Source organism: Bordetella genomosp. 9, assembly GCF_002261425.1.
GTDB lineage: Bacteria > Pseudomonadota > Gammaproteobacteria > Burkholderiales > Burkholderiaceae_B > Bordetella_C.
Window position 1 is genome coordinate 1,496,396 of sequence record NZ_NEVJ01000003.1, and the last position, 26,586, is coordinate 1,522,981.

Genomic DNA, 26,586 nt, shown 5'->3' on the forward strand with positions numbered 1-26,586 from the left:
CGGCCATCAGGACATTTCGCCTTCGACCACGACAGTGACTTCCACCACCACGTCGGCATGCAGCCCGATTTGCACGGGATACTCGCCGATGGCCTTCAGCGGGCCGGCGGGCAGGCGGACGTTGGACTTTTCCACCGTATCGTAGCCAGCCTTGTGCAGGGCGGCGGTGATGTCGGCGCTGGTCACGGAACCGAACAGGCGGCCGTCGACGCCGGCCTTCTGCTGGATCTTGATCTGCTGGCCGTTCAGGCGGTCAGCGACGCCCTGGGCGGCGGCCAGCTTTTCAGCCTGGACCTTTTCGAGTTCGGCGCGACGCGCTTCGAACGCTTCCAGGACCTTGGGCGTGACACGCTGGGCCTTCTTCTGCGGGATCAGCCAGTTGCGGGCGAAGCCGTCGCGAACGCGGACTTTATCGCCCAGGTTGCCCTTGCCGGGCACTTTTTCGAGCAGGATCACTTCCATCGCGATCTCCGGATCAATTGTGGTTGTCGGTGTAGGGCAACAGCGCCAGGAAGCGCGCGCGCTTGATGGCGGTGTCGAGCTGGCGCTGGTAGTGCGCCTTCGTACCGGTCAGGCGAGCCGGAATGATCTTGCCGTTTTCCTGGATGAAGTCACGCAGCGTGTCCAGATCCTTGTAGTCGATCTCTTCCACGCCCGCGGCCGTGAAGCGGCAGAACTTGCGGCGCTTGAACAGCGGGTTCTGCTGCGTGAATTTGCGTTTTTCCTTGCGCTTACCGAAGAAAGCCATGATGTGCCTCTTGATTCGTGTGGGTCATCGACCCGTAATCTTTACCTGAGCGGAGCGGTGACCGCTCCATCGTTCCCGTACCGCGACCGCTATGCCACCCGGCACCCAACCCGGCATCAACCCACCAGCGGATCCTGCCCCGCCGCCCCCCGCGTCACGCGCTGGAGATGCAGCTTCAGCTTGACCGCCCCCTGGCGTACCGGCGCCAGGAAGCCTTGCACCCGCAGCGAATCGCCGAGCCGGACATCGGCCAGCATCAAGGCCAGATCCCCCAACGCCACCGCCTGTATCGTCAGTTCGACGCGGCGCGGATGGCCTGCCTCGATCACTTCCGACGCATGTTCCAGCAGCATTTCCAGCACGGGGATGCCGGCCGGGGTGTGGCGCAACGGTTCCCTTTCGAGTACCTGCGCGCTTAATGCCGTTTCATTCATCGCTTGCCGGCCGGGTTGCCGGTATGGCGGGCCGCCAGGCCTGCCGTCTATGCCGTTCGAGCGGTTTACTCAGCCGGAGTGGCAGCCGCTTCCGCGGACGCCTTGCGGGCTTCTTCACGCTCGACCGACTTCATCATGATCGAGGCGCCGGTCTGGGCCTTCTTGGTCTTGATGACCAGGTGGCGCAGGACAGCGTCGTTGTAGCGGAAGGAATGCTCCAGCTCGTCCAGCGTGGACTGGCTGCATTCGATGTTCAGGCACACATAGTGGGCCTTGACCAGCTTCTGGATCGGGTAGGCCAGTTGGCGGCGGCCCCAGTCTTCCAGGCGATGCACGCTGCCGCCCTGGCCGGTGACCAGCGACTGGTAGCGTTCGACCATGGCAGGCACTTGCTCGCTCTGGTCGGGATGGACAATGAACACTACTTCGTAGTGACGCATGGGTAAAACTCCTGGTGGATGTCCCGGCGCGGATCACCAGAATCCTGGTGAATCCAATCCCGAAGAGAACAAACCTGGGATAAGCCGGGGGACAGCCCGCCGCCCGAAAACACGGACGGTCGAGCAGGAAAGCCGTCGATTATCGCCCGAATCCGACGATTGCGCAAGTTCACACGGGCGCGTCGCGCCCGTGCAACGGCCGTGGCCGTGGCCGGCCGCGGGACCGCTCAGGGCGCCTAAGAGGACCTGAGGAGGCCTCAGGGGCCTCAGAGGGCCGCCGGCCCCGTCCCTTCCACGACCGCATACGCGGAGTGGTTGTGGATGGATTCGAAATTTTCGGCCTCGACCCGGTAGGCGCCGACGCCGGTGCGCACCGACAGCCGCGCCGCCACGTCGCGGACCAGGTCCTCGACGAACTTGGGATTGTCGTAGGCGCGCTCGGTGACGAATTTTTCGTCCGGGCGCTTGAGCAGGCCCCAGACTTCGCAGGAACCTTCATCCTCGATCAGGCGGATGATTTCCTCCACGCCGACGTCGTCGCCGATGCGGGCGGCCACCGTCACGTGGGAGCGCTGGTTGTGCGCGCCGTATTCCGAGATCGCCTTGGAACAGGGGCACAGGCTGGTCAGCGGCACCTGCACGATCAGTTCGAACTCGACCTGCTCCCCGGCGGCCCGCGCGACCCACTGGATCTCGTAGTCCATCAGGCTCTGGACCCCGGACACCGGCGCCGACTTGTTGATGAAATAGGGAAACGCCGCCGTGATGTCGCCACGCTCGGCATGCAGCAGCGGCAACATTTCACGCGCCATGGCGCGGAAGGACGCCGGCGTCATCGGGGTGCTGCGGTATTTTTCCAGCAGCGCCACGAAGCGGGACATGTGCGTGCCCTTTTCCTCCGCCGGCAGGGCCACCGTCAGCGTCCAGTTGGCCACCGTGGCCATGGCGCCGCCATCGGCGGCCTGGACCAGCATCGGATGGCGCACGCCACGTATGCCCACCCGCTGGATGGGGATGTGCCGCGTATCGGCCGAACTCTGCACGTCCGGCATGATGAGGGCGGAATCGATCGGGGAATTCATAGATCTGGCCTGTGACAAACGGTCTGCCTGAGCGCCGTCCAAAATGTCGATGGACCTGCATTATCGCCCAACCCAACCCTGGCGCCCGGGAAAACCCTTTTCCCTACTCAGCCCCGGTTCACCTTGGCCAGGGGCCGCGCCAGCAGGTCGCCGAAACGCGCGCGCACCGCGGCCTCGATGCCGGGGGCATCCAGCCCGACGCCGGCCAGCAAGGCATGCTGCTCGCCATGATCGATGAAGCGATCCGGCAATCCCAGCTGCAGCACCGGCAGGTTGATCCCGGCGCCATTCAAGGCTTCGCATACCGCGCTGCCGGCCCCGCCCATGATGGCGCCCTCTTCCACCGTCACCAGCGCGTCGTGGCCACTGGCCAGTTCGTGCACCAGCGCCTCGTCCAGCGGCTTGACGAAGCGCATGTCCGCCACCGTGGCGCCCAGCGCTTCGGCGGCTTTCTCCACCGCGGGCAGCAGCGTGCCGAAACACAGGAAGGCGATGGTCGCGCCGTTCCGGCGCACCACGCCCTTGCCCAGCGGCACGTCGTCCAGCGTCGCCGGAACGGCGGCGCCGCGGCCGCCGCCGCGCGGATAGCGCACGGACGCCGGGCCCGCATGGCGGTAACAGGTGGTCAGCAGCAGGCGCGCCTCGGCCTCGTCGGAAGGCGTGGCCACGACCATGTTCGGTATGCAGCGCAGGTAGGCGATGTCGTAATTGCCGGCGTGCGTGGCGCCATCGGCGCCCACCAGGCCGGCGCGGTCCAGCGCGAAGGTCACGTCCAGGTTCTGCAGCGCCACGTCGTGGATCAGTTGATCGTAGCCGCGCTGCAGGAAGGTCGAATAGATCGCCACCACCGGCTTCTGCCGCTCGCATGCCAGGCCGGCGGCGAACGTGACGGCGTGCTGTTCGGCGATACCGACGTCGAAATAGCGCGACGGAAAACGCCGCTCGAATTCCACCAGCCCGCTGCCTTCGCGCATCGCCGGCGTGATGCCGACCAGCTTTTCATCCTGGTCGGCCATATCGCACAGCCATTGCCCGAAGACCTGCGTGAAGGTCAGCTTGGACGGCGCCTTGGCCGGCACGATGCCGACTTCCAGATCGAACTTGCCCGGGCCGTGATAAAGCACGGGGTCGGCCTCGGCCAGTTTGTAGCCCTGCCCCTTGCGCGTCACCACGTGCAGGAACTGCAGGCCCTGCAAGGCCTTCAGGTTCTGCAGCGTCGGCAGCAGCGCGTCCAGGTCGTGGCCATCGATGGGGCCGACATAGTTGAAGCCGAATTCCTCGAACAGCGTGGCGGGCGTCACCATGCCCTTGGCATGTTCCTCGAAGCGGCGCGCCAGTTCGAGCACCGGCGGCACGTGCTGCAGCACCGCCTTGCCGACGTTCTTGGCAGCCGCATAGAAGCGGCCCGACATCAACCTGGCCAGGTAGCGATTCAAGGCCCCCACCGGCGGCGAGATCGACATGTCGTTGTCGTTCAGGATCACCAGCAGGTTGATGCCCGGCGTGACGCCGGCATTGTTCATGGCTTCGAAGGCCATGCCGGCCGACATGGCGCCGTCGCCGATCACGGCGATGTGCTGGCGCGCGATGCCCGCATTGCGCGACGCCACGGCCATGCCCAGGGCCGCCGAGATGGACGTCGATGAATGCGCCGTGCCGAAGGCGTCGTACTCCGATTCGCAGCGGCGCGGAAATCCCGAAATGCCGTCCGCCTGGCGCAGCTTGGCCATGCCTTCGCGGCGGCCCGTCAGGATCTTGTGCGGATAGGATTGATGGCCGACGTCCCAGACGATGCGGTCATGCGGCGTATCGAATATGTAGTGCAGGGCCAGCGTGAGCTCGACCGTACCCAGGTTGGACGACAGATGGCCGCCGGTGCGGGACACCGACGTCAGGATGAAGGCGCGCAGCTCATCGGCCAGCTTCTTCAGCGAGCGCCGGTCCAGCCGCCGCAGGTCCGCCGGGCTATCGATGGCTTCCAGGAATTCAGTGGTCATGCTTTTCGCAACCAAGGTCGTGGACCGCGCGCGCCGCCAGGCGCCTCAACGGTCCCGCAATACGATGAAATCGGCCAGTTCCGCCAGCCGGGCACGCCCTTCGCCCAACGGCACCAGGGCCTGCAGGGCGGCCTCGCGCAGGTCCTGCGCGAAAGCGCGCGCCTGCTCCAGGCCCATCAGCGAAACATAGGTCGGCTTGTTGTCGGCGGCATCCTTGCCCGCCGTCTTGCCCAGTCTGGCCGAGTCCGCCGTCACGTCCAGAATATCGTCCACCACCTGGAAAGCCAGGCCGATCGCCTGCGCGTAGTCATCCAGGGCCTGCCGCGCGCTGGAGCTGGCGCCCGACACGATACCGCCCAGGGCCACGCTGACCGCCAGCATGGCGCCCGTCTTCATGCCATGCATGGTCTGCAGCGCTTCGCGATCCAACTGCCGCCCCACGCTTTCCAGGTCGATCGCCTGCCCGCCCGCCATGCCCATGCTGCCGGACGCGCGCGCCAGCGCCCGCGTCGCCTGCACCACCAGCGCGGGCGCGATCGGCATTTCCGCCAGCAATTCGAAGGCCAGGGGCTGCAAGGCATCGCCGACCAGCATGGCCGTGGCTTCGTCGTACTGCACGTGGGTCGTCGGACGGCCGCGGCGCAGCGTATCGTCGTCCATGCAAGGCAGGTCGTCGTGCACCAGCGAGTAGGCGTGGATCAACTCGACGGCCGCCGCGGCGCGGTCCAGCGAGGCTTCGACGGCCATGACATGGCCGCTGATCGGGCAGGCCTGACCGGCGGCATACACCAGCGCCGCGCGCACCCGCTTGCCGCCCCCGAGCACCGCATAGCGCATCGCGTCATGCAGGCGCGCGGGCACGGCGTCGGCCGGCGGCAGCAATTCGTCCAGCGTCCGTTCGATGTGGTCGGCGCGGCCGGCCAGCCATTCCTGGAAAGCGAGATGGGAGTACTTCATCCGTTCGATTCGTCATCCAGGGCGCCCGGATCGAGCGGACGCAGCAGGTCGCCTTCCAGCACGCGGACCTGCTGTTCCGCCTGAGCCAGCCTTTCCTGGCAGATGCGCGTCAGCTCCACGCCGCGCCGATAGGCCGCGAGCGACTCTTCCAGCGGAAGGGAACCGTCCTCCATGGCCGCGACCAGGGATTCGAGTTGCGCCAGGGCGGTTTCGAAGTCCTGGGGCAAGGCGGACGCGGCGTTGCCTGTCGCGGCCCGTCCGGTCGTGGTGGAAGGAATATCGTGCGGATCGGCTTGCGTGGGGGCCAAGCGTGTCTCCGAATAAAACTGCCGTGAATAATCATGGAATTGTACGAGATCGGGAACCGAGGGGTCGGAGACACGCCGCCACGCAATAAGTCATGAAATATGGAAGGGCAGGCTTTCATCCAAACGGCGCGCGGGCACGCTTGTAGCGGCTGGGGTACAATGCTTATTCAAATTTCGATCGGCCAGCCCGATTTTTCTTCGCGCCAGAACGGATTCGTGCCGTCCTGGCTTTTTTATCCGAGCGGAGGGAATCATGACCGACATTGGTCGGATGGCGCAATTCGTGCCAGCTCGCACCCAGCTACCCGTCAGCGCCTATTTTGACGAAGCCCGTTTGCAGCGCGAGCAGGAAATCATTTTCCAGCAATCCGCGCTGTACGTCGGCCATCGCAAAATGGTTCCCGAAGTTGGCGATTGGCGTACGCTGGTCCAGGAAAAAGGCGGACGCGCTCTTGTCCACACACCGCAGGGTATAGAACTTATCTCAAATGTCTGCCGCCACCGCCAGGCCCTGATGCTTGGCGGCGTGGCGGGCAATGTCACGGGCGCCGATACGGCGGGCAATCTGCGGGCGACCGGGGGCAACATCGTCTGCCCTCTCCATCGCTGGACCTATAGCGCCCAGGGCGAGCTGCTGGGCGCGCCTCAGTTCGACAGTACGCCCTGCGCCCGGCTGGACCGTTTTCGCCTGCGCGATTGCCATGGCCTGCTGTTCGAAGGCCCGCGCGATCCGCTGCAGGACATCGGCGGGCTGTTCGGGCGTCCCGAATTCGATTTCGGCGACTACGTGCTCGATCGCGTGCAGATCCACCAATGCAACTACAACTGGAAAACCTTCATCGAGGTCTACCTGGAGGACTACCACGTCGGGCCCTTCCATCCCGGCCTGGGGCGTTTCGTCACCTGCGACGACCTGGCCTGGGAATTCGGTTCCTGGCACAGCGTGCAGCGCGTCGGCGTGCACCAGGCGCTGGCCCATCCGGGATCGGACGTCTATCGCGCCTGGCATGACCGCGTGCTGGACTTCCGGCAAGGGGCGGCCCCCGATTTCGGCGCGGTCTGGGCAACCTACTTCCCGACCCACATGATCGAGGTCTATCCGCACGTACTGGTGCTGTCCACGCTGCACCCGCGCGGGCCGCAGGACACGCTGAACGTGGTGGAGTTCTACTACCCGGAAGAAATCGTCGCCTTCGAACGCGAATTCGTCGAGGCGCAACAAGCCGCCTATATGGAAACCGCGGTGGAAGACGACGAGATCGCCGAACGGATGGATGCGGGCCGCAAGGCCTTGATGGAGCGCGGCATATCCGAAGCCGGTCCCTATCAATCGCCGATGGAAGACGGCATGCAGCATTTCCACGAATGGTATCGGCGCATCATGGCGGAAACGGATCCGCATCCGTGATGCAGGAACATGGAAAACGCCAGGGCTCCCCGGCGTTTTTTTTTCGCTCGGTTTTTCGCTCGACCTGGAGCGCGGCCCTGCGCCATGGCGGCAGCCCCCGTATTGACATATCGGAAAATTCCGATATGATCGCGCCATGGATTTGCTCGAAGCATTCAAAGCCCTCTCCAACCGTACACGCCTTTCCATCCTGCAAGGGCTGAAAGATCCGGCGAAGAACTTTCCTCCGCAGGACGAAGGTGACGTCGATACGGTGGGAGTCTGTGTCAGCAGTATCCAGGAAGGCGTCGGCCTGTCGCAATCCACGGTGTCCGATTATCTTGCCACGCTGCAACGTGCGGGGCTGGTGGAAGTCCGGCGCATCGGTCAGTGGACGTACTACAAGCGGAACGAAGCAGCCATCCGTGCGCTCGCCGACGCCATAGGGAAAGAGCTGTAATCGTCGAGCGGACTTTTTTCATCCTTTTTCTACCCCAATATATCGATAATTCTCGATATCCCTTTTTCCAGAAACGAGGACAGCAATGCAAGCGATCGTACTCACATCATTTGGCGGACCGGAATCGTTCGAACTCCGCGACGTGCCCAAGCCGGCGCCGCAGGCGGGCCAGGTCCTGGTCCGCGTACATGCCAGTTCCATCAACCCATTGGATTACCAGGTGCGAAGGGGCGACTATCCCGATCTGGTGCGGCTGCCCGCCATCACCGGGCACGACATATCGGGCGTGGTCGAAGCAGTCGGGCCGGGCGTGACGACCTTGTCCCCCGGCGACGAAGTCTGGTACACCCCGCAGATATTCGACGGGCCGGGAAGTTATGCCGAGTACCACGTCGCGGCCGCGAACATCGTCGGGAAGAAGCCGGCTTCGCTGAGCCATCTGGAGGCGGCAAGCCTGACCCTGGTGGGCGGAACGGCGTGGGAGGCGCTGATCGGACGCGCGGCGCTGAGAGTGGGCGAGACCATCCTGATCCACGGCGGCGCGGGAGGCGTCGGCCATGTGGCGATCCAGGTCGCGAAAGCCGTGGGAGCAAGGGTGCTCACGACCGTACGCCAGGCGAACGTCGAGTTCGCCCGAAGCCTGGGGGCTGACGTGATGATCGACTACGAAAACGAGGATTATGTCGACGCCGTCATGCGCGAGACGGCGGGCCGCGGCGTCGATGTCATCTTCGACACCATCGGCGGCAACACCTTGGCCCGCAGCGCGGACGCGCTGGCGCAGCTGGGCCGCGTCGTCTCGATCGTCGACATCGCGCAGCCACAGAATCTCATTCAGGCCTGGGCCAGGAACGCGAGTTATCACTTCGTCTTCACGAGACAGAACCGCGGCAAGCTCGATGAACTGAGTACTTTGGTGGAACGCGGCCAGCTGCGGCCGCACGTAGGCGCGGTTTATGCACTTGCCGATATTCCGCTCGCCCATGCGCGGCTGGAGAGCGCGAACAACGGCCTGCAAGGGAAGATCGCGATCGCGATCGACCCTGGCCTTGTCCCCTGAGCCATTCGGCAAGCCGACCGGCAAGCCATCCGGCGAGCCATCCAGCAAGTCGTGGGATCAGCCCTTTTCCCGCGGCCGGGACGGGTCGCTGATCCACTCGCTCCAGGAGCCCGGATACAGGCGCGAGCCGGGCAATCCGGCGACTTCCATCGCGAACAGATTGGCCGACGCGGTGATCCCCGAACCGCACTGGTGGACGATGGACGACGGCGCCCGATCGCCCAGCACGGCCAGGAATTCCTGGCGCAGCCGCGCGGGCGACTTGAAGCGGCCATCGGCGTCCAGATTGTCTGTGTAAGGACGATTCAGCGCGCCGGGAATGCGCCCGGCTTCCGGATCGATGGGCTCGACTTCGCCGCGATAGCGCGGCGCCGCGCGCGCATCCACCACGGTAAACGACGGCTCGCGCAGGTTCGCCAGCACGGCGTCGGCGTCCACGGCGTCGACCAGCGACGCGCGCGCCGTCGCGGTGGCCGCGGCAGCCGGAGCAGGCGCCGCGCCGCTTTCCACCGGCAGGCCGGCAGCGTTCCAGGCCTGCCAGCCGCCGTCCAGCACGGCCGCGCGGTCGTGGCCGATCCAGCGCAGCAGCCACCACAGGTGCGCCGCATACTGGCCCCCGCTGGCGTCGTAGGCCACCACCAGGGTCCGCGGTCCCACGCCATGGGCAGCCATCAGCCCGGCCAGCGCGCCGGGGTCCGGCAAGGGATGGCGGCCGTTGCGGCCGGTATGCTCGCCGGCCAGGTCCTTTTCGTTGTCCAGGAAACGCGCGCCGGCGATGTGCGACGCCTCGAACTGGCGGCGCCCCGCCGAGAAATCGCCCAGGTCGTGCCGCACGTCGAAGACACGCACGTCGGCGTCGTCCAGGCGGCCCGCCAGTTCGGAAACGGACATCAGGTGGGTCGAGGTCATGCTTTTTTCTCCCGTATGGCCGCGGCCATGGCCCGCGACTCGCGCATCGTCCGCCATATCGACAACAGCCCGGCGGCAATGATCAAACCCATGCCGATCCAGGCAATGTCGTCCAGATTTTCCTGCCAGAACGCCATGCCCAGGACGGCGGCGAAGATGATGGTGGTGTACTGCAACGCGGCCGTCAACAAGGCCGACCCGAGCCCGAAAGCGCGCGTCACCGCCAGTTGCCCGAACAGGCCCGACAGGCCGATGCCCGTCAAGGCGATATAGCCCTGCAGATCGGCGTCGCCCCAGCCCTCGGCACTGAGACCGACGACACTGGTGATGCACACCCCGCAGGAGAAGAACAGCACGGTGCGCCATTCGGGCTCGCCGATGCGGCCCAGTTCGCGGATCTGCATCATGGCCACGGCGGACGTGCCGCCCGCCGTCAGGCCCAGCAGCGCCGCCAGCCATTGGTCCTGCCCGATGCTGGGGCGCAGGACGGCGATCACGCCGAGAAAACCGAGCGCCACCGACAGTATGCGCACCATGTCCCGCTGCGCCCCGCCCCAGCCCAGCATCCAGGCGGCGATGAACAGCGGCGAGGTATACGACAGGCTGATGGCGGTGGCCAGCGGCAGGTGCGCCAGCGCGAAGAAACCCAGCCACATGGAGCTGACGCCGGCCAGGTTGCGCCACAGGTGGGGCTTCCAGCGCGTGGGGAGGATGGAATGGCGCCCTGCCCGGGCCCAGGCGAGCAGCAGGACGACCGACGGCAGGCCACGAAACAGCACGACCTGCGACAGGGAGGCTTCGTGCTCGGTGGCCAGCTTCACGCAGGACCCCATGATGGCGAACATGAAAGACGCCAGCAGCATCCAGAGAGCCTGCATGGAAGGGAACCGGGACCGTCAGGTGACAAGGAAGCGATACTATACTCCGCCGTGGCCTCGGCGCCGGCTTGTTCCGCGCCGCCGTGATGCCGCGCGGCCCCGGTCCGGCCGCGGTATGCTCGCGCGCCGCGGAACCTGGACGCCACGGGGCCGTCAAAGCTACATCGCTCGCAAAGGGATCATAAAAAACCATGAAACGTATCGTTCTATTCGTGCTGACCAACCTGGCCGTCATGGTGGTTCTGTCGGCCACGCTTCGCATCCTGGGGGTCGACCGCTTCCTGACGGCCAATGGGCTGAACATCAATGCCCTGCTGGTGTTCTCGGTGGTGGTGGGCTTTACCGGCGCCATCATTTCGCTGCTGATGAGCAAGACCATGGCCAAGTGGAGCACGGGCGCCCACGTGATCGACCCGAACGCGCCGCGCAGCCAGAACGAAGCCTGGCTGCTGGAGACCGTCCACCAATTGGCTGACCGCGCCGGCATCGGCCGGCCCGAAGTCGCGATCTACGAAGGCGCGCCGAACGCATTCGCCACGGGCGCGTTCAAGAACGACTCGCTGGTGGCCGTCAGCACGGGCCTGCTGGAAAGCATGACCGAAGAAGAAGTCACCGCCGTCCTGGGCCACGAAGTCGCCCACATCGCCAATGGCGACATGGTCACGCTGACCCTGATCCAGGGCGTGGTCAATACCTTCGTGGTGTTCCTGGCCCGCGTGGTCGGCTACTTCATCGACAAGGCGGTGTTCCGCAACGAACGCGGCACCGGGCCGGGCTATTTCGTGACCGTGATCGTCTGTGAAATCCTGTTCGGCATCCTGGCGTCCATCATCGTCGCGTGGTTCTCGCGCCAGCGCGAGTATCGGGCCGACGCGGGTTCGGCGCACCTGCTCAGTTCACGCGATCCCATGATCCGCGCCCTGGCGCGGCTGGGCGGCCTGGAAGCGGGCGCGCTGCCCAAGACCTTCGAGGCGTCCGGCATCACCGGCGGCGGCGCCATCAGCGCGATGTTCGCCACGCACCCGCCCATCCAGCAACGCATCGCCGCGCTGCAGCGCGTGCCGCTGTAATTCCGGCCACGGCGCGATCGGCAACCCCGGCCAGTTCCCGTCCACGGGGGCTGGCCGGATGGCCTAGCATTCGACGATATTCACCGCCAGGCCGCCGCGCGCCGTTTCCTTGTACTTGATCTTCATATCGGCGCCCGTTTCCCGCATGGTCTTGATGACCGAATCCAGCGAAACGTAGTGCTGGCCATCGCCGCGCAGGGCCATCCGCGCCGCGTTCACCGCCTTGATCGACGCCATCGCGTTGCGCTCGATACAGGGAATCTGCACCAGTCCGCCCACCGGATCGCAGGTCAGGCCCAGGTTGTGTTCCATGCCGATTTCCGCGGCGTTCTCGACCTGCGACACGCTGCCGCCCAGGACCGCGGCCAGGCCCCCGGCCGCCATGGAGCAGGCGACGCCGACTTCGCCCTGGCAGCCGACTTCGGCGCCGGAGATCGACGCATTGAATTTGTAGAGCAGCCCGATGGCCGCGGCGGTGAGCAGGAAATCATGGATGCCCGCGCGCGTGGCGCCGGGCACGAAGCGATCGTAGTAATGCAGCACGGCCGGGATGATGCCGGCCGCGCCGTTGGTCGGCGCGGTGACGACCCGGCCACCGGCGGCGTTTTCCTCGTTGACCGCGATCGCGTACAGGTTCACCCAGTCCATGACCGACAGCGGGTCGGATAGCGTGCGCTCGGCGCGCTGGGTCAGGCTGCGATAGAGATCCGGCGCGCGGCGGCGCACCTTCAAGGGTCCGGGCAGTTCGCCATCCGCGCCGGGGTTGTCGATGCCGCAGCCGCGCGCCACGCAATGCTGCATGACGTCCCAGATGCGATCCAGGCCCGCCCGTACGTCGTCTTCGCCGCGCCACGCCAGTTCATTGCGCATCATCAGCTGGGCGATGCTCAGGCCGGATTCGGCCGTCATCTCGACGAGCTGCCGGCCAGTGCGGAAGGGATAAGGCAGTTGGTCGTGCGCCGCGATGACCTGGGCGTTCGGCGCCCCGGCCGTCACGACGAAACCACCGCCCACCGACAGGTAGCGTGCTTCGCGCAAGGCGTTGCCGGCGGCATCGAACGCATGGAATTTCATCCCGTTGGGGTGTTCCGCCATGGCTTCGCGGCGATAGAACAGCAGATGTTCTTTTTCGATGAAGGGCACGCGGTGCGTGCCCAGCAGCGGCAGCTCGCGGCTGGCGCGCACCGCCTGCAGCATGCCGGCGATGGCCGTGGGATCCACGGTGTCCGGGGCTTCGCCCATCAGGCCCAGCAGCACGCCCTTGTCGGTGCCGTGGCCCTTGCCGGTGGCGCCCAGCGATCCGTAGAGTTCGGCGCGCACCGCCGCGACGGCGGGCAGCAGGCCGTCGCGCTGCAGGCCCTGCACGAACAACAGCGCGGCGCGCATGGGGCCCACCGTATGCGAACTCGATGGACCGATACCGATCTTGAACAAATCGAAAACAGAAACCGCCACGATGGCTCCGCAAGCATCTGTCCGGAAACCCGTGTCCCGGCACGTCGCTATGATAGCTGGCGGCGCCACCCGCATCCCCGCGCCGCCACCCGCCGGGCGCCACGCCGAATGAGAACGTTTTCAACGCCCGCGTCCCCCAGGCGTGGAACCATGCGATCATTGGGGCTGGCCCGTGCTGCCCAGCCGGTCATTCAACCATTCCTTCCCTGCGCAGACGTATGTCCGGAATCCTTACCCTGCTCGATTTTGCTGGCTATGTGGCCCTGCTCCTGTGGGGCGTCCATATGGTCCAGACAGGCGTGCAGCGGGCTTTCGGCGCGGCCCTGGGCGCGGTGCTGGGCCGCGCGCTGGGCACGCGCCTGCGCGCGTTCGCGGCCGGCCTGGGCATTACCGCCGCCCTGCAAAGCAGCACGGCCACGGGCCTGATGATCACCGGCTTCGCGGCCGGCGGCGTAGTGGGCCTGGTGCCGGCGCTGTCGGCCATGCTGGGCGCCAACGTGGGCACCACGCTGATCGTCCAGCTGCTGTCCTTCGACCTGACGTCGCTGGCGCCCATCCTGATCCTGTTCGGCGTGTGGATGTTCCGCCGCTATCCGCCCGGCCGCACGCGCGACCTGGGGCGCGTCTTCATCGGCCTGGGGTTGCTGCTGATCTCGCTGCATTCGCTGGTGGATCTGTTCGCGCCTTTCCAGACCGCGCCGCTGCTGCGCGTCCTGCTGCAGGCCCTGGCCAGCCAGCCCGTGGCCGCCATGCTGGTGGCCGCCGCGCTGACCTGGGCGGCGCATTCCAGCGTCGCGGTGGTGGTGCTGCTCATGTCCATGGCTTCCCATCACCTGGTCAGCCCGGAAGCCGCCTATGCCATGGTGCTGGGCGCCAACCTGGGCACGGCCGTCAATCCGATGATCGAAGGCGTGACGGGCGATGATCCGGCGGCGCGCCGCCTGCCGCTGGGCAACATGCTGACCCGCGTGGCCGGCGTGATCGTCGGCCTGATCCTGCTGCCCTGGGTCGGCGCCTGGATGAATGCCCTGACGGACGACCCGGCGCGCGCCGTGGCCAATTTCCATACGCTGTTCAACGGGATCGTCGCGCTGATCTTCCTGCCGCTGCTGGTGCCGTACGCGGCCCTGCTGACGCGCTGGCTGCCCAAGCGCATCGATCCGGACGATCCCGCCCGCCCGCAGTACCTGGACGAATCGGCGCACGATATTCCGGCGGTGGCGCTGGGCAACGCGTCGCGCGAGGCCCTGCGCATGGCCGATATGCTGCAGACGCTGCTGGTGCTCGCGCGGGCCGGCTACAAGCGCGACAACCGGCACCGCCTGCCCCAGGCCAAGCAGCTGGACGCCGCCATGGACAAGCTGGAAACGGCGATCACGCTGTACCTGGCGACGCTGGATCGCGAAAGCATGACCAAGGAAGACGTCCAGCGCATGGAAGAAATCGTGGCCTTCGCGAGCAATGTCGGCCATGCCGCCGACATCGTGTACAGCGGCCTGTTGAACCATGCCACGCGCCTGCGCAAGCAGGGCTGGAAGCTGGCGCCGGACCAAAGCGAGCAATTGGACGAATCGCTGGGACAGCTGTTGAACAACGAACGGCGCACCGCGGCGCTGTTCGTCAACGCCGACCTGCGCCAGGCCCGCGCCCTGGCCGGCGAAAAGGAAAGCTTCCGCGCGCTGGAAGCCCAGGCGGCGGAAGCGCATCTGCAGAAGATCAAATCAGGCCAGGTCGAACAAGCCGAAATCGGCCAGCTGTACCTGGATATCCTGCGCGACGTGAAAGGCGTGAATTCCTATCTGGTCGGCGCCGCCGCCTATCCCGTCCTGGCCAAGGAAGGCGAACTGCTGCCCAGCCGCCTGCGCGAATCGTCGAACTGAAGTGGACGCGCCGGCGGCCGGCGCGCGCGTGCTCCAGCCTTGCTCCAGACTGGCTGCAGCGCTTACTTCAGATACTGCGCGAACCAGTCGCGCATTCTCTGCCAGCCATCCTGCGCATCCTGCTCGTTGTAGCTGGGCCGATAGTCGGCCAGGAAGGCGTGTCCTGAATCGGGGTAGACCACGAACCTGGACGCCTTGGCGTTGTCATTGCCTTCGGCCAGCCGCTGCTTCATGGTTTCCACGTCTTCCAGCGGAATGCTGGTGTCCTTGGCGCCATACAGGCCCAGCACCGGGCCGTGCAGCTCCTTGGTGACGTCGACCGCGTTGCGCTTGATCAGCGGGCCGTGGCCCTGCGTGAGCTTGCCGTACCAGGCCACGCCGGCCTTCACCTTGGGACTGTAGGCCGTGTACATCCAGGTGATGCGGCCGCCCCAGCAGAAGCCGGTGATGCCCACGCGTTCGGCGTCGCCGCCCTGCTGCGCGGCCCAGGCCACGCTGGCGTCCAGGTCGGCCATGACCTGTTCGTCCGGCACCTTGGAAACGATGTCCTGGATCAGCTTGGGGATGTCGGTGTAGGTGGACGCATCGCCCTGGCGTTCGTACAGGTTGACCGCGATGGCGAAATAGCCTTCCTTGGCCAGCCGCCGGCAGACGTCCTGGATGTGTTCATGGATGCCGAAGATTTCCTGCACGACGCAGATGATGGGCACATCGGTCTTGCCCTCCGGCACGGCGTAGTAGGCGGGAATCGTGCCGTCCTTGACGGGCAGGTCGATCAGGCCGTGCGTCAGGCCTTGCGGGCTGGTGTGGATCGCGGTGCTCTGCACGGCACCCGCGGCGGGCGAAAAACTCATGGCGGTATCCTCTGGCTTTGGGGTTGGGCACATGGTGCGTCACGGCGGGGCGCGCCGCCCAGGCGCCGTCCCGACGATTATGCCGCGCATTGCCTTAATGCGTGCTGGCACCCGCATTCCGGGACCCGCGGGCGGGTACAAGCCCGCCGGCCCCCACATGGCGGGACCCTGAGGCCTGGCACGTGCTAGTGCGCCTGTTCCCAGTTCTTGCCGACGCCCACTTCGGCCACCAGCGGCACGCGCAGCTGCGCCACGTTGCACATCAGGCCGGGCAGTTCGGCGCGCACCTGGTCGACTTCCTGGTCGGGTACTTCCAGCACCAGTTCGTCATGCACCTGCATGATCATGCGCGACAGCAGGCCTTCGCGCGCGATCCATTCCTGCACGGCCACCATGGCCTTCTTGATCAGGTCCGCCGCGGTGCCCTGCATGGGCGCATTGATGGCGGCGCGTTCGGCGGCCTGCCGGCGCGGTCCCGAGCCGCCGCGGATCTCCGGCAGCCACAGCCGCCGGCCGAAGACCGTTTCCACGTAGCCCTGCTCGCGCGCCAGCACGCGCGTCGATTCCATGTATTGCGCCACGCCTGGATAACGCGCGAAATAACGATCGATGTACGCCTGCGCCGCGTCACGCGTGATGCCCAGGTTGGACGCCAGGCCGAACACGCCCATGCCATAGATCAGGCCGAAATTGATGGCCTTGGCGGCACGCCGCTGTTCCCCCGCGACCGCCTCCAGCGGAACGCCGAAGACTTCGGACGCGGTGGCCCGGTGGATGTCCTCGCCCGCGGCGAACGCCCGCTGCAGGTTTTCGTCGTCCGACACGTGCGCCATGATGCGCAGCTCGATCTGCGAGTAATCGGCCGACATCAGCACGCCGCGCTCGGCGATGAAGGCTTCCCGCACGCGGCGGCCCGCCGGCGTGCGGACCGGAATGTTCTGCAGGTTCGGTTCGGAAGATGCCAGCCGCCCGGTGATGACCGCGGCCTGCGCGTAATGGGTGTGCACACGGCCGGTGGCCGGGTTGATCATGCGCGGCAGCTTGTCGGTATACGTGGACTTCAGCTTGGACAGGCCGCGGTATTCCAGCAGGACCTGCGGCAGCGGATAGTCCTGGGCCAGCTTGCTCAGGACTTCCTCGTCCGTGGACGGCGCGCCGCTGGCCGTCTTGCGGACCACGGGCAGCTGCATGCGGCCGAACAGGATCTCGCCCAGCTGCTTGGGGGAATTCAGGTTGAAGGGTTGGCCGGCCAATTCGTAGGCGCGCTGCTCAAGGGTCAGCATTTCCTGCCCCAGCGCCGTGCTTTGCCGCATCAGCTCGTCGGCGTCGACGCGCACACCCGTGCGTTCGATTTCCGTCAGGACCTCGGAGACCTGCAGCTCCAGCTTGTAGATATGCTCGAGGCCGGCATCGGCGCTGACGCGCGGACGCAGCAGATGATGCATCTGGATCGTGAAGTCGGCGTCTTCGGCGGCATAGTGGCCGGCCCGCTCCACCGGGACTTCATCGAAGCAGATCTGGCTGGCGCCCTTGCCGCACAATTGTTCGTAGGTGATGCCGCTGCGGCCCAGCCACCGCTGCGCCAGCTCCGCCAGGCTGACGCTGCGGTGGGACTCCAGCACATACGCCTGCAGCATCGTGTCTTCGGCGATGCCCGCCAGCCGTATGCCTTCGTTGCGCAGCACGTGGGCGTCGTACTTGGCGTTGTGCAGCAGCTTGGGCACGGCGGGGTCTTCCAGCCACGCGCGCAGCCGCGCCAGCACTTCGTCCTTGGGCAACTGGTCGCCGGCTTCGGGCCCGCGATGCGCGACCGGGATATAGCAGGCGATGCCGGGCTCGATCGAGAACGACATTCCCACCAGGCGCGCCTGCATTTCGTCCAGCGACGTGGTTTCGGTGTCGAAGGCGGCCAGCGGCGCGGCGCGCAGCTTTTCCATCCATGCATCGAAGGCGGCCCAGTCCGTAATGATCTGGTAATCCACCTGTTCGGGCGCGGCGGGACGTTCGGGCGCGACGCGCGAATCGCCCGTCGGCACGCGTTCGGTTTCGCCGCTGACTTCGCGCAGCCAGGTCCGGAAACCATAGCGCTCGTAGAGCTCCAGCAGCGCTTCCTTGTCCTCTTCCTGCGCCACCAGCGCTTCCGGTCCGGACATGGTGCCGCTCAGGTCGCAATCGCGCCGCACGGACAGCAGCTTGCGCGTCAGCGGGAAATTCGTCGCGGCCAGGCGCAGGTTGTTGCCGGCGACGCCCTTGATGCCGTCGGCCGCTTCCAGCAGCTTGTCGACCGAACCGTACTCGGACAGCCATTTGACGGCCGTCTTCGGGCCGACCTTGTCGACACCCGGCACGTTGTCCACCGCGTCGCCGATCAGCATCAGGTAATCGACGATGCGCTCGGGCGGCACGCCGAACTTCTTGACCACGCCGGCGGGATCCAGGGTTTCGCCGGTCATGGTGTTGACCAGCGTGACGTGGTCATCCACCAACTGGGCCAGGTCCTTGTCGCCGGTCGACACAATGGTGCTGATGCCATGTTCGGTGGCGATGCGCGCCAGCGTGCCGATGACGTCGTCGGCTTCCACGCCTTCGATGGCGAACACCGGCCAACCCAGCGCACGCACCACGTTGTGTATGGGCTCGATCTGGACCGCGAGATCCTCGGGCATGGGCGGACGGTGCGACTTGTAATCGGGATACAGGTCGTCACGGAAGGTCTTGCCACGGGCATCGAAAATGCAAGCGGCATATTGCGCGTCGTAATCCTGTTTCAGTTTACGAAGCATATTGACGACGCCGTACAACGCCCCCGTCGGCTCCCCCTGCGCGTTCCGCAAGTCAGGCATGGCATGATAGGCGCGGTACAAATAGCTAGAACCGTCAACCAGCAACAGGGTTTTATTCATGGTCAAAAAGGAAGATGGCAGGGAGACTCCCGCCGGCAGACAAATACCGGTGATTATGTCAGAGATACTGACCGCGGCTGACGCGCTGCGCGAGCTGGGTCCGGCCGTCAGCGTGTTCGGCAGCGCGCGCATCAGTCGCGAATCGCCGTACTACAAACAAGCGGAGGCATTGGCGGCGGCCCTGGCCCAGGCCGGCTTCGCCGTGATCGCAGGCGGCGGGCCCGGCATCATGGAAGCGGCCAATAAAGGCGCATTCGAGACCGGCGGCACCAGCGTCGGCCTGAATATCGTCCTTCCGCACGAAGCGAACAATAATGCCTACCAGACCATCAGTTTGATGTTCGAGTATTTCTATGCGCGCAAGGCCACGTTCTTCATGCACAGCTTCGCCTACGTCGCGCTGCCCGGCGGTTTCGGCACGTTGGACGAGCTGTTCGAAGCGCTGACCCTGGTGCAGACAGGCAAGGTGCCGCCCGCCCCCATCGTGCTGATGGGCAAGGACTATTGGCAGGGCATGGTCGACTGGATGGCCAAGACCGTGCTCGGCAATGGCATGATAGGCGCCCACGACCTGGAGCTGTTCATCGTCGAGGACGACCCGCAGATCGTCGTCAGCCGCATCGTCGACTTCCACGCCCGCTACCTGTCGCCGGAGCAGTACGCCCCTTCCCTGCCGGCGTAGGCGCGCCCCGCGCCGCACCGAAGAATGGCGTCCGCGACGCGAGTTGAGATACCTTGGTGCACAAATGCCGCAATATAGTGCACATTTATGCATCAAATTGGTGCATTTGTAGCCAGGGCGGCGGCCCCGCGCGGCGATTGATATGGCACGGGTTTTGCATTCTGTTGCGCGATTGCCACTGGCGCCTGCGATCACGTCCAGGACGCCAGCGCCCTGGAACCCGTCTTGCCATCCGATATACGCCCTGACATGGACGCTCTCAGCCCCATCGTGGAGGCCCCGCACGCGGGGGGCTGGCTGGCGACCCTGGGCCTGGGGCTGGCGCGCCGCCACGACCGCACCGTGCTGGCCCGGCGCCGGCACGTCGGTCCGCTGACCGTCCAGAAACCGCTCTATCCCGAGCCCGACGCCGCCATCTGCCACCTGACGCTGCTGCACCCGCCGGGCGGCCTGGCCAGCGGCGACACGCTGCGCCTGGACATCGAACTGGACGCCGATGCGCACGCGGTCATCACCACGCCCGGCGCGACCAAGTGGTACAAGGCACACCCCGCCCATCCCTCGCGGCAGGAACTGACCATCCGCGTCGCCGACGGCGCGCGCCTGGACTGGTTGCCCCTGGAGAACATCTACTTCGACCATAGCCAGGCGCACCAGCGCATGGACGTCAGCGTCGGCGCCGGCGCCAGCGCGCTGGGCTGGGACGCCGCGCTGCTGGGCCGGCAGGCGTCGGGCGAGACCTGGTCCGCCGGCCAGGTGCGCAACGACTTCCGGCTGCTGGACGGCGCCGGCCGCCTGCTGTGGACGGAACGCCAGCGCCTTACGGCGCGGGCTGCCCTGCGCGCGGCCCCGCAGGGCCTGGCCGGCATGCCCGCCTATGGCACGCTGTGGGCCGTGGGCGGCGCCTGCGACGCCACCCTGGCGGAAGCGCTGGCGCCCGACCTGCCCTTCGACAGCGGCCTGCGCGCGGGCGCCACCAGCCCCATGCCCGGCGTGCTGCTCGTACGCGCCGTGGCCACGCACATCGAACCGTTGCGCCATCTGTTCGCCGCCCTCTGGCTGCGCCTGCGGCCCCTGGTGCACGGCGTGCCCGGCCGCCCCCTGCGCCTCTGGGCCACCTGACATATCCCCTGGACTCGCCATGAAGCTGACGCCCCGCGAAAAAGACAAGCTGCTGATATTCACCGCCGCCCTGCTGGCCGAAAGGCGCAAGGCGCGCGGCCTGAAGCTGAACTACCCGGAAGCCGTCGCCTATATCAGCGCCGCGCTGATGGAAGGCGCGCGCGATGGCCGCACCGTGGCCGAACTGATGGATTACGGCACCACCCTGCTGACCCGCGAAGACGTCATGGAAGGCGTGCCCGAAATGATTCCGGACGTACAGATCGAGGCGACCTTTCCCGATGGCACCAAACTCGTCACGGTGCACAACCCCATAGTCTGAGCGACCCGCGCGCCGGCCTGCCGATGGCCGCGCCGCCACCCATAGCCGATGGAGAACACAAAGAGATGAACCAACCGTCACGCATCGCGGCGATCGCCGCATGGCCCGCCCTGCTGCTGGCCGGGGCCGCCAGCGCCCATCCCTTGCAGGAGCATATCGCCGAGGCGGCCGGCATGGCGTCCAGCGCCATGGCCGGCATGCTGCACCCCTTGAGCGGCGCGGACCACTTGTGCGCCATGATCGCGGTCGGCCTGTGGAGCGCCATGACGGCGCGCCGCGTCTGGGTCGCGCCGCTGTCCTTCGCGGCGGTGCTACTGCTGGGCGCCCTGTTCGGCCTGGCGCGCGTGCCCATGCCCGCGGTGGAACCGATGATCGCCGCGTCGCTGCTGGTCCTCGGCCTGCTGGTGGCGGCGCGCGCCCGGCTGCCGGAATGGGCAGGCGCCGCCATCGCCGCGCTGTTCGCATTCTTCCACGGTCATGCCCATGGCTACGAACTGCCCGAGACGGCCAGCGCGGCCGCTTATATCGCCGGCTTCATGGCCGCCACGATAGGGCTGCATTGCGCCGGCATCGGCGCGGGAATGGCGCTGCGCCGCGCGCATGCGTGGCTGCCGCGCATTGCGGGTCTGGGCGTGGCGCTGTACGGCGTCGTGCTGCTGGCCGCCTGAACCACGCTGATCCACGCTTGATCCAAGGAGCGCGACCATGATTCCCGGCGAATTGCTGGTGGACGACGGCGAGATCGAACTCAATGCCGGCCGCCCCACCATTACCGTCACGGTAGCCAATACCGGCGACCGGCCCATCCAGGTCGGCTCGCACTTCCACTTTCACGAAGTCAACGACGCCCTGCAGTTCGACCGGGCGGCGGCGCGCGGCTTTCGCCTGAACATCACGGCCGGCACCGCCGTCCGCTTCGAACCGGGACAGACGCGCACGGTCGAACTGGTCGCCCTGGCGGGCGAACGCGCGGTCTACGGATTCGCCGGCCGCGTCATGGGCAAGCTGTAAGGACGGGAGCATACGCATGAGCGTAAAAATCGGCCGCCGCGCCTATGCGGAGATGTTCGGCCCCACCACGGGCGATCGCCTGAGGCTGGCGGATACCGAACTGCTTATCGAAATCGAGCGCGACTACACCGTTTACGGCGAAGAGGTGAAGTTCGGCGGCGGCAAGGTGATCCGCGACGGCATGGGCCAGTCGCAACGCATCGGCGCCGACGTCGCCGACACCGTCATCACCAATGCCGTGATCCTGGATCACTGGGGCATCGTCAAGGCCGACATCGCCTTGAAGAACGGCCGCATCCAGGCCATCGGCAAGGCCGGCAATCCGGACATCCAGCCCGGCGTCACCATCGTCATCGGGCCAGGCACCGAGATCATCGCGGGCGAAGGCAAGATCGTCACGGCCGGCGGGATCGATGCGCACGTCCATTTCATCTGCCCGCAATTGATAGACGAAGCCTTGTCGTCGGGCCTGACCACGCTGTTGGGCGGGGGCACCGGACCGGCCACGGGCACCGCCGCAACCACCTGCACGCCGGGCGCCTGGCACATCGAGAACATGCTGGCGGCCGCCGACGGCTGGCCCATCAACATCGGGTTGCTGGGCAAGGGCAACGCCAGCCAGCCCGCGCCCCTGCTGGAGCAGATCGACGCCGGCGCCATCGGCCTGAAGCTGCATGAAGACTGGGGCACCACGCCGGCGGCCATCGACTGCTGCCTGGACGTGGCGGAACGCACCGACACGCAGGTTGCCATCCACACCGACACCCTGAACGAAAGCGGTTTCGTGGAAAGCACCGTGGCGGCGTTCAAGCATCGCACCATCCACACGTACCACACGGAAGGCGCCGGCGGCGGCCATGCGCCCGATATCCTGAAGGTGGCGGGCCTGCCGAATGTGCTGCCCTCCTCCACCAATCCAACCCGGCCGTACACCGTCAATACCGTCGACGAGCATCTGGACATGCTGATGGTGTGCCATCACCTGGATGCCGCGATCGCCGAGGACGTCGCCTTCGCGGAGTCGCGCATCCGCCGCGAAACCATCGCCGCGGAAGACATCCTGCAGGACCTGGGCGCGATCTCGATGATTTCCAGCGACTCGCAGGCCATGGGCCGCATCGGCGAAGTGATCATGCGCACGTGGCAGACGGCGCACAAGATGAAGGTGCAGCGCGGCGCCCTGCCCGGCGATGGCCGGGCCGACAACGCGCGCGCCAAGCGCTACGTCGCGAAGTACACGATCAACCCCGCCATCACGCACGGCATGGCGCACGAGATCGGCTCCGTCGAACCGGGCAAGTGGGCGGACCTGGTGCTGTGGGATCCGGCCTTCTTCGGCGTCAAGCCGGACATGGTGCTCAAGGGCGGCATCATCACCACCGCGCTGATGGGCGATCCCAACGCGTCCATCCCCACGCCGCAGCCGGTACACTACCGGGAGATGTTCGGCACGCGTGCCGGCGCGCTGGCGCGAGGTTCCCTGACCTTCGTATCGCAATCGGCCTACCAGGCCGGCATCGCCGCCAGGTACGGATTGTCCAAGCGCGTGGTACCCGTCCATGGCATCCGGGGCGTACGCAAATCGCACATGGTGCACAACGACTGGCAGCCGCACATCGAAGTCGATCCCGAAACCTATCGCGTCCTTGCCGATGGGCAGGAATTGATTTGCGAGCCCGCCCGGGTGCTGCCCATGGCGCAACGCTATTTCCTGTTCTGATCCCTGGGGCGCGTCCTATGTGCAGACTCGCATGAGACGTATAGAAAAAGTCGTGGGCCGCGGGCAGGCCGTCGCCAAGGCCTTGCTGCGGCGCGCGCCGACCCTGACGCTGCCCTTCGAATCGCGCAGCCGCAGCCGGCTCGCCGCGACGCTGGACAACGGCGACGAAGTCGCGCTGTTCCTGCCGCGCGGCACCGTGCTGCGCGACGGCGACGCCCTGGTGGCCGACGATGGCGGCCTGATCCGCGTGGTCGCGGCGCCGCAGCCGGTGCTGCGCGCGACCTGCGTGGATCCGCACGTGCTGCTCCGCGCGGCCTACCACCTGGGCAACCGGCATACGCCGGTGGAAGTCGGGCCGGATTACCTGCAGCTGGAGCATGACCCCGTGCTGAAGGATCTGCTGCTGCGCCTGGGGCTGAGCGTGGTGGACGTCGAAGCGCCGTTCGAGCCGGAAGCCGGCGCGTATGGCGGCGGCCACAAGCACGGGCATGACGAAACCTTCCAGGAGGATTACGCGCTGGCCCAGTCGGCGTACCGGGAACGGCATGGACACGATCATGATCATGGTCATGCGCACAAGCATGGGCACAATCATGACCATGAACATGGACATGAGCACGGCCATGAACATGCCCATGCCCATGGCCATGACCACGGGCACAAGCACGGGCATGCGCACGAACATGACCATGGGCACGAACATGCGCACGATCATGACCACGAGCACGGGCACGAGCATGACCACAAGCATCGGCACAAGCACTGAACTCATCGCCCTGCTGCACCTGGCGTCGCCGGCACTGCCCATCGGCGCCTTCAGCTACTCGCAGGGCCTGGAAGCCGCCATCGAAGCGGGCGTGATCGCCAACGCCGACGACGCGGGGCGCTGGATCGCCCATGGCCTGGACATCGTCGCGGATGGCGAAGCCGCCCTTCTCGGCCAACAATTCCGCAACTGGGCCGCCAACGACACCCAGGCCGTCGCCGGACTGAACGCATGGCTGCTGGCCATGCGCGAATCCGCCGAGCTGCGCCAGGAAACCGAGCAGATGGGCTGGTCGCTGGCCCGCCTGCTGGAAGAACTGCAATGGGGCGACTCGGCAGGCCGCGCCGCGCTGCGCGGCATGCAGCCGCTCAGCCTGCCCACCGCCTACGCCTATGCCGCGCAACGCGCCGGCGCCGCGCTGGAAGACTGCCTGGCCGCCTGGCTGTTCGCCTGGGCGGAAAACCAGGTGGCGGCCGCCCTGAAAGCCGTCCCGCTCGGCCAGGTCGCCGGCCAACGCATCCTGTTCGGCCTGCATGGCGCCATCCAGGCCGCCGCACGGCGCGCGGCGGCCACGGCCGAAGAGGACGCCTCGACCTTCTCACCGCTGCTCGGCATCCTGTCGGCACGCCACGAAACCCAGTACTCGCGCCTTTTCCGCTCGTGACGGCGAGCGGACGCACACGACGAAGCAGCATCACCAGGATCCACGACCATGAACCAGCGCACCAAGAAGAATCCCCCCTTGCGGGTCGGCATAGGCGGCCCCGTCGGCTCCGGCAAGACGACCTTGACCGAAATGCTGTGCAAGGCCATGCGCGACACGTATGACCTGGTCGTCATCACCAACGACATCTACACCAAGGAAGACCAGCGCCTGCTCACGGTCGCCGGCGCCCTGCCCGCCGAGCGCATCATGGGCGTCGAAACCGGCGGCTGCCCGCACACCGCCATCCGCGAGGACGCCTCCATCAACCTGGAAGCGGTCGATCGCATGCTGGGACGCTTTCCCGACGCCGACATCGTCTTCATCGAGTCCGGCGGCGACAACCTGGCGGCCACCTTCAGTCCGGAACTCTCGGACCTGACGATCTACGTCATCGACGTGGCCGGCGGCGAGAAAATTCCCCGCAAGGGCGGCCCCGGCATCACCAAGTCCGATCTGCTCGTCATCAACAAGACCGATCTGGCCCCGATGGTGGGCGCGTCGCTGGCGATCATGGAAGAAGACACCCGGCGCATGCGCGGCGCGCGGCCTTATGTCATGAGCGACATGAAGGCGGGCGCCGGGCTGGGCGATATCGTCCGCTTCATCGAGCAACGTGGCTTGCTGGCCGCGTGACAACGGCTACCGACCGTACCGGAGCGGCCCGCCCTGTTTACCACTTACATGAAACTGAAAACCCTACTGCCCCGCGGGATGCACTTTACCTGCGCGCCAGGGATGGGATCATGCGCACATGCGATTCGTCGCACTCTTTAAAAGGAATTTTTGCCATGGATAACGCCTTTCTCGAGGCCCTGAAACGTCGCCGCACCCAGTATGCGCTGGGCCGCAACCTGCCGGTGTCGCACGAAGCGGTCACGACGCTCATCCAGGAAGCCATCAAGCACACGCCGTCGTCGTTCAATTCGCAGAGCTCGCGCGCGGTCATCCTGTTCGGTGCGCAAAGCATCAAGCTGTGGGACATCGTCAAGGACACGCTGCGCAAGATGGTGCCGGCCGACGCCTTCGCGGCGACCGAAAAGAAGGTCAACGGCTTCGCGGCGGGCGCGGGCACCGTGCTGTTCTTCGAAGACCAGGACGTCGTCAAGGGCCTGCAGGAAAAATTCCCCCTGTACTCCGATAACTTCCCCGTATGGTCCGAGCAGGCCGGCGGCATGGCGCAACTCTCCGTCTGGTCGACCCTGGCCAACGTCGGCATCGGCGCCAGCCTGCAGCATTACAACCCGGTCATCGACGAAGCCGTGGCCAAGGAATGGAACATTCCCGCCAACTGGAAGCTGCGCGCTCAGATGCCCTTCGGTTCCAATGAAGCGCCGTTCAACGAGAAAACCTTCATGGACGACGCCCAGCGTTTTCGCGTGCATCATTAAGTCCTGAAGGCACGGTTTCCGAACCGACGAGCCCGGCACATGCCGGG

At 66.3% G+C, this 26,586-nt stretch carries 28 protein-coding genes; 15 read left to right on the forward strand and 13 right to left on the reverse strand.

Annotated elements, in window-relative coordinates:
- Positions 1–6 precede the first annotated feature (6 nt).
- From rplI to CAL26_RS17930, 8 genes are all read right to left on the reverse strand, one after another.
- The gene (gene rplI, locus CAL26_RS17895; protein WP_086065930.1) at positions 7–462 is read right to left on the reverse strand and encodes a 50S ribosomal protein L9; all 456 of its coding nucleotides are present in this window, start codon (positions 460–462) and stop codon (positions 7–9) included.
- A gap of 13 nt (positions 463–475) precedes the next feature.
- Positions 476–748 (reverse strand): 30S ribosomal protein S18, encoded by a 273-nt coding sequence (rpsR, locus tag CAL26_RS17900; protein WP_066352664.1) that lies wholly within the window; start codon positions 746–748, stop codon positions 476–478.
- 116 nt (positions 749–864) lie between these two features.
- Positions 865–1,182 (reverse strand): primosomal replication protein N, encoded by a 318-nt coding sequence (priB, locus tag CAL26_RS17905; protein WP_094848163.1) that lies wholly within the window; start codon positions 1,180–1,182, stop codon positions 865–867.
- Between the two features lie 65 nt (positions 1,183–1,247).
- A complete protein-coding gene (gene rpsF / locus CAL26_RS17910) occupies positions 1,248–1,622 on the reverse strand; it encodes a 30S ribosomal protein S6 (RefSeq protein ID WP_094848164.1) in 375 nt (124 codons plus the stop codon).
- A 266-nt stretch (positions 1,623–1,888) separates the two neighbouring features.
- On the reverse strand, positions 1,889–2,704 hold the full coding sequence (gene folE2 / locus CAL26_RS17915; protein WP_094848165.1) for a GTP cyclohydrolase FolE2: 816 nt from the start codon (positions 2,702–2,704) through the stop codon (positions 1,889–1,891).
- 107 nt (positions 2,705–2,811) lie between these two features.
- Positions 2,812–4,701, reverse strand: coding sequence for a 1-deoxy-D-xylulose-5-phosphate synthase (gene dxs / locus CAL26_RS17920; protein ID WP_094848166.1), 1,890 nt, complete (start codon positions 4,699–4,701; stop codon positions 2,812–2,814).
- Between the two features lie 45 nt (positions 4,702–4,746).
- Positions 4,747–5,658 (reverse strand): polyprenyl synthetase family protein, encoded by a 912-nt coding sequence (locus tag CAL26_RS17925; RefSeq protein ID WP_094848167.1) that lies wholly within the window; start codon positions 5,656–5,658, stop codon positions 4,747–4,749.
- On the reverse strand, positions 5,655–5,936 hold the full coding sequence (locus CAL26_RS17930) for an exodeoxyribonuclease VII small subunit (RefSeq protein WP_094849946.1): 282 nt from the start codon (positions 5,934–5,936) through the stop codon (positions 5,655–5,657). The genes CAL26_RS17925 and CAL26_RS17930 overlap by 4 nt, the downstream gene beginning before the upstream one ends.
- 283 nt (positions 5,937–6,219) lie before the next feature.
- Here CAL26_RS17930 and CAL26_RS17935 point away from each other — a divergent pair, with 283 nt between their 5' ends.
- The 3 genes from CAL26_RS17935 to CAL26_RS17945 all read left to right on the forward strand — a co-directional run bounded on the left by CAL26_RS17935 (position 6,220) and on the right by CAL26_RS17945 (position 8,873).
- The gene (locus tag CAL26_RS17935) at positions 6,220–7,374 is read left to right on the forward strand and encodes an aromatic ring-hydroxylating oxygenase subunit alpha (protein WP_094848168.1); all 1,155 of its coding nucleotides are present in this window, start codon (positions 6,220–6,222) and stop codon (positions 7,372–7,374) included.
- Between the two features lie 136 nt (positions 7,375–7,510).
- The gene (locus CAL26_RS17940; protein WP_094848169.1) at positions 7,511–7,813 is read left to right on the forward strand and encodes an ArsR/SmtB family transcription factor; all 303 of its coding nucleotides are present in this window, start codon (positions 7,511–7,513) and stop codon (positions 7,811–7,813) included.
- Positions 7,814–7,898: 85 nt separating this feature from the next.
- Positions 7,899–8,873: a zinc-dependent alcohol dehydrogenase family protein gene (locus tag CAL26_RS17945; protein WP_094848170.1), complete on the forward strand. Its 975-nt coding sequence runs from the start codon at positions 7,899–7,901 to the stop codon at positions 8,871–8,873.
- A gap of 57 nt (positions 8,874–8,930) precedes the next feature.
- On the opposite strand, the gene CAL26_RS17950 is transcribed toward CAL26_RS17945, so the two are convergent.
- Positions 8,931–9,782, reverse strand: coding sequence for a sulfurtransferase (locus tag CAL26_RS17950; RefSeq protein ID WP_094848171.1), 852 nt, complete (start codon positions 9,780–9,782; stop codon positions 8,931–8,933).
- Positions 9,779–10,660 (reverse strand): DMT family transporter, encoded by an 882-nt coding sequence (locus tag CAL26_RS17955; RefSeq protein WP_094848172.1) that lies wholly within the window; start codon positions 10,658–10,660, stop codon positions 9,779–9,781. Before CAL26_RS17955 ends, CAL26_RS17950 begins: the two co-directional genes overlap by 4 nt.
- A gap of 191 nt (positions 10,661–10,851) precedes the next feature.
- Here CAL26_RS17955 and htpX point away from each other — a divergent pair, with 191 nt between their 5' ends.
- Positions 10,852–11,730 (forward strand): protease HtpX, encoded by an 879-nt coding sequence (gene htpX / locus CAL26_RS17960; protein WP_094848173.1) that lies wholly within the window; start codon positions 10,852–10,854, stop codon positions 11,728–11,730.
- A 63-nt stretch (positions 11,731–11,793) separates the two neighbouring features.
- Here htpX and CAL26_RS17965 read toward each other — a convergent pair whose 3' ends face one another.
- The gene (locus tag CAL26_RS17965; RefSeq protein WP_094848174.1) at positions 11,794–13,185 is read right to left on the reverse strand and encodes an L-serine ammonia-lyase; all 1,392 of its coding nucleotides are present in this window, start codon (positions 13,183–13,185) and stop codon (positions 11,794–11,796) included.
- Between the two features lie 218 nt (positions 13,186–13,403).
- Here CAL26_RS17965 and CAL26_RS17970 point away from each other — a divergent pair, with 218 nt between their 5' ends.
- Complete coding sequence (locus CAL26_RS17970; protein WP_094848175.1) at positions 13,404–15,065, forward strand: Na/Pi cotransporter family protein; 1,662 nt, start codon at positions 13,404–13,406, stop codon at positions 15,063–15,065.
- Positions 15,066–15,127: 62 nt separating this feature from the next.
- On the opposite strand, the gene CAL26_RS17975 is transcribed toward CAL26_RS17970, so the two are convergent.
- Positions 15,128–15,919 carry a dienelactone hydrolase family protein gene (locus CAL26_RS17975; protein ID WP_094848176.1) on the reverse strand — a complete coding sequence of 264 codons (792 nt, stop codon included), beginning with the start codon at positions 15,917–15,919 and terminating at the stop codon, positions 15,128–15,130.
- A gap of 185 nt (positions 15,920–16,104) precedes the next feature.
- On the reverse strand, positions 16,105–18,822 hold the full coding sequence (gene polA, locus CAL26_RS17980) for a DNA polymerase I (RefSeq protein WP_094848177.1): 2,718 nt from the start codon (positions 18,820–18,822) through the stop codon (positions 16,105–16,107).
- Between polA and CAL26_RS17985 the strand changes: the two genes are divergently transcribed.
- The 10 genes from CAL26_RS17985 to CAL26_RS18030 all read left to right on the forward strand — a co-directional run bounded on the left by CAL26_RS17985 (position 18,821) and on the right by CAL26_RS18030 (position 26,539).
- Positions 18,821–19,504: an LOG family protein gene (locus tag CAL26_RS17985; RefSeq protein WP_444876512.1), complete on the forward strand. Its 684-nt coding sequence runs from the start codon at positions 18,821–18,823 to the stop codon at positions 19,502–19,504. The genes polA and CAL26_RS17985 overlap by 2 nt on opposite strands.
- A 249-nt stretch (positions 19,505–19,753) precedes the next feature.
- A complete protein-coding gene (locus tag CAL26_RS17990; RefSeq protein WP_094848178.1) occupies positions 19,754–20,626 on the forward strand; it encodes an urease accessory protein UreD in 873 nt (290 codons plus the stop codon).
- A 19-nt stretch (positions 20,627–20,645) separates the two neighbouring features.
- Positions 20,646–20,948 (forward strand): urease subunit gamma, encoded by a 303-nt coding sequence (gene ureA, locus CAL26_RS17995; RefSeq protein WP_086065947.1) that lies wholly within the window; start codon positions 20,646–20,648, stop codon positions 20,946–20,948.
- 65 nt (positions 20,949–21,013) lie between these two features.
- On the forward strand, positions 21,014–21,616 hold the full coding sequence (locus CAL26_RS18000) for a HupE/UreJ family protein (protein WP_094848179.1): 603 nt from the start codon (positions 21,014–21,016) through the stop codon (positions 21,614–21,616).
- A 37-nt stretch (positions 21,617–21,653) separates the two neighbouring features.
- The gene (locus CAL26_RS18005; RefSeq protein WP_086065949.1) at positions 21,654–21,959 is read left to right on the forward strand and encodes an urease subunit beta; all 306 of its coding nucleotides are present in this window, start codon (positions 21,654–21,656) and stop codon (positions 21,957–21,959) included.
- Between the two features lie 16 nt (positions 21,960–21,975).
- Positions 21,976–23,679, forward strand: a complete 1,704-nt coding sequence (ureC, locus tag CAL26_RS18010; protein WP_094848180.1) for an urease subunit alpha — start codon at positions 21,976–21,978, stop codon at positions 23,677–23,679.
- Between the two features lie 31 nt (positions 23,680–23,710).
- Positions 23,711–24,445 carry an urease accessory protein UreE gene (gene ureE, locus CAL26_RS18015; protein ID WP_094848181.1) on the forward strand — a complete coding sequence of 245 codons (735 nt, stop codon included), beginning with the start codon at positions 23,711–23,713 and terminating at the stop codon, positions 24,443–24,445.
- Positions 24,417–25,109 (forward strand): urease accessory protein UreF, encoded by a 693-nt coding sequence (locus CAL26_RS18020; RefSeq protein ID WP_256988647.1) that lies wholly within the window; start codon positions 24,417–24,419, stop codon positions 25,107–25,109. The genes ureE and CAL26_RS18020 overlap by 29 nt, the downstream gene beginning before the upstream one ends.
- A 48-nt stretch (positions 25,110–25,157) precedes the next feature.
- Positions 25,158–25,784 carry an urease accessory protein UreG gene (gene ureG, locus CAL26_RS18025; protein WP_094848183.1) on the forward strand — a complete coding sequence of 209 codons (627 nt, stop codon included), beginning with the start codon at positions 25,158–25,160 and terminating at the stop codon, positions 25,782–25,784.
- A gap of 155 nt (positions 25,785–25,939) precedes the next feature.
- Complete coding sequence (locus tag CAL26_RS18030) at positions 25,940–26,539, forward strand: nitroreductase family protein (protein WP_094848184.1); 600 nt, start codon at positions 25,940–25,942, stop codon at positions 26,537–26,539.
- The last annotated feature ends 47 nt before the right edge of the window (positions 26,540–26,586 follow it).

What these genes read in the sequence shown, in the direction of transcription:
- CAL26_RS18005 (WP_086065949.1), top strand. Translation starts at nt 21,654, where the DNA reads ATGATTCCCGGCGAATTGCTGGTGGACGACGGCGAGATCGAACTCAAT.
- CAL26_RS17970 (WP_094848175.1), top strand. Translation starts at nt 13,404, where the DNA reads ATGTCCGGAATCCTTACCCTGCTCGATTTTGCTGGCTATGTGGCCCTG.
- CAL26_RS17950 (WP_094848171.1), bottom strand. Translation starts at nt 9,782, where the DNA reads ATGACCTCGACCCACCTGATGTCCGTTTCCGAACTGGCGGGCCGCCTG.
- CAL26_RS17990 (WP_094848178.1), top strand. Translation starts at nt 19,754, where the DNA reads ATGGACGCTCTCAGCCCCATCGTGGAGGCCCCGCACGCGGGGGGCTGG.
- htpX (WP_094848173.1), top strand. Translation starts at nt 10,852, where the DNA reads ATGAAACGTATCGTTCTATTCGTGCTGACCAACCTGGCCGTCATGGTG.
- priB (WP_094848163.1), bottom strand. Translation starts at nt 1,182, where the DNA reads ATGAATGAAACGGCATTAAGCGCGCAGGTACTCGAAAGGGAACCGTTG.
- ureC (WP_094848180.1), top strand. Translation starts at nt 21,976, where the DNA reads ATGAGCGTAAAAATCGGCCGCCGCGCCTATGCGGAGATGTTCGGCCCC.
- dxs (WP_094848166.1), bottom strand. Translation starts at nt 4,701, where the DNA reads ATGACCACTGAATTCCTGGAAGCCATCGATAGCCCGGCGGACCTGCGG.
- CAL26_RS17985 (WP_444876512.1), top strand. Translation starts at nt 18,821, where the DNA reads ATGGTCAAAAAGGAAGATGGCAGGGAGACTCCCGCCGGCAGACAAATA.
- polA (WP_094848177.1), bottom strand. Translation starts at nt 18,822, where the DNA reads ATGAATAAAACCCTGTTGCTGGTTGACGGTTCTAGCTATTTGTACCGC.
- CAL26_RS18030 (WP_094848184.1), top strand. Translation starts at nt 25,940, where the DNA reads ATGGATAACGCCTTTCTCGAGGCCCTGAAACGTCGCCGCACCCAGTAT.
- CAL26_RS17945 (WP_094848170.1), top strand. Translation starts at nt 7,899, where the DNA reads ATGCAAGCGATCGTACTCACATCATTTGGCGGACCGGAATCGTTCGAA.
- rpsR (WP_066352664.1), bottom strand. Translation starts at nt 748, where the DNA reads ATGGCTTTCTTCGGTAAGCGCAAGGAAAAACGCAAATTCACGCAGCAG.
- rplI (WP_086065930.1), bottom strand. Translation starts at nt 462, where the DNA reads ATGGAAGTGATCCTGCTCGAAAAAGTGCCCGGCAAGGGCAACCTGGGC.
- folE2 (WP_094848165.1), bottom strand. Translation starts at nt 2,704, where the DNA reads ATGAATTCCCCGATCGATTCCGCCCTCATCATGCCGGACGTGCAGAGT.
- CAL26_RS17935 (WP_094848168.1), top strand. Translation starts at nt 6,220, where the DNA reads ATGACCGACATTGGTCGGATGGCGCAATTCGTGCCAGCTCGCACCCAG.
- CAL26_RS17940 (WP_094848169.1), top strand. Translation starts at nt 7,511, where the DNA reads ATGGATTTGCTCGAAGCATTCAAAGCCCTCTCCAACCGTACACGCCTT.
- ureA (WP_086065947.1), top strand. Translation starts at nt 20,646, where the DNA reads ATGAAGCTGACGCCCCGCGAAAAAGACAAGCTGCTGATATTCACCGCC.
- CAL26_RS18020 (WP_256988647.1), top strand. Translation starts at nt 24,417, where the DNA reads ATGACCACAAGCATCGGCACAAGCACTGAACTCATCGCCCTGCTGCAC.
- ureE (WP_094848181.1), top strand. Translation starts at nt 23,711, where the DNA reads ATGAGACGTATAGAAAAAGTCGTGGGCCGCGGGCAGGCCGTCGCCAAG.
- CAL26_RS17925 (WP_094848167.1), bottom strand. Translation starts at nt 5,658, where the DNA reads ATGAAGTACTCCCATCTCGCTTTCCAGGAATGGCTGGCCGGCCGCGCC.
- CAL26_RS17975 (WP_094848176.1), bottom strand. Translation starts at nt 15,919, where the DNA reads ATGAGTTTTTCGCCCGCCGCGGGTGCCGTGCAGAGCACCGCGATCCAC.
- CAL26_RS18000 (WP_094848179.1), top strand. Translation starts at nt 21,014, where the DNA reads ATGAACCAACCGTCACGCATCGCGGCGATCGCCGCATGGCCCGCCCTG.
- rpsF (WP_094848164.1), bottom strand. Translation starts at nt 1,622, where the DNA reads ATGCGTCACTACGAAGTAGTGTTCATTGTCCATCCCGACCAGAGCGAG.
- CAL26_RS17955 (WP_094848172.1), bottom strand. Translation starts at nt 10,660, where the DNA reads ATGCAGGCTCTCTGGATGCTGCTGGCGTCTTTCATGTTCGCCATCATG.
- ureG (WP_094848183.1), top strand. Translation starts at nt 25,158, where the DNA reads ATGAACCAGCGCACCAAGAAGAATCCCCCCTTGCGGGTCGGCATAGGC.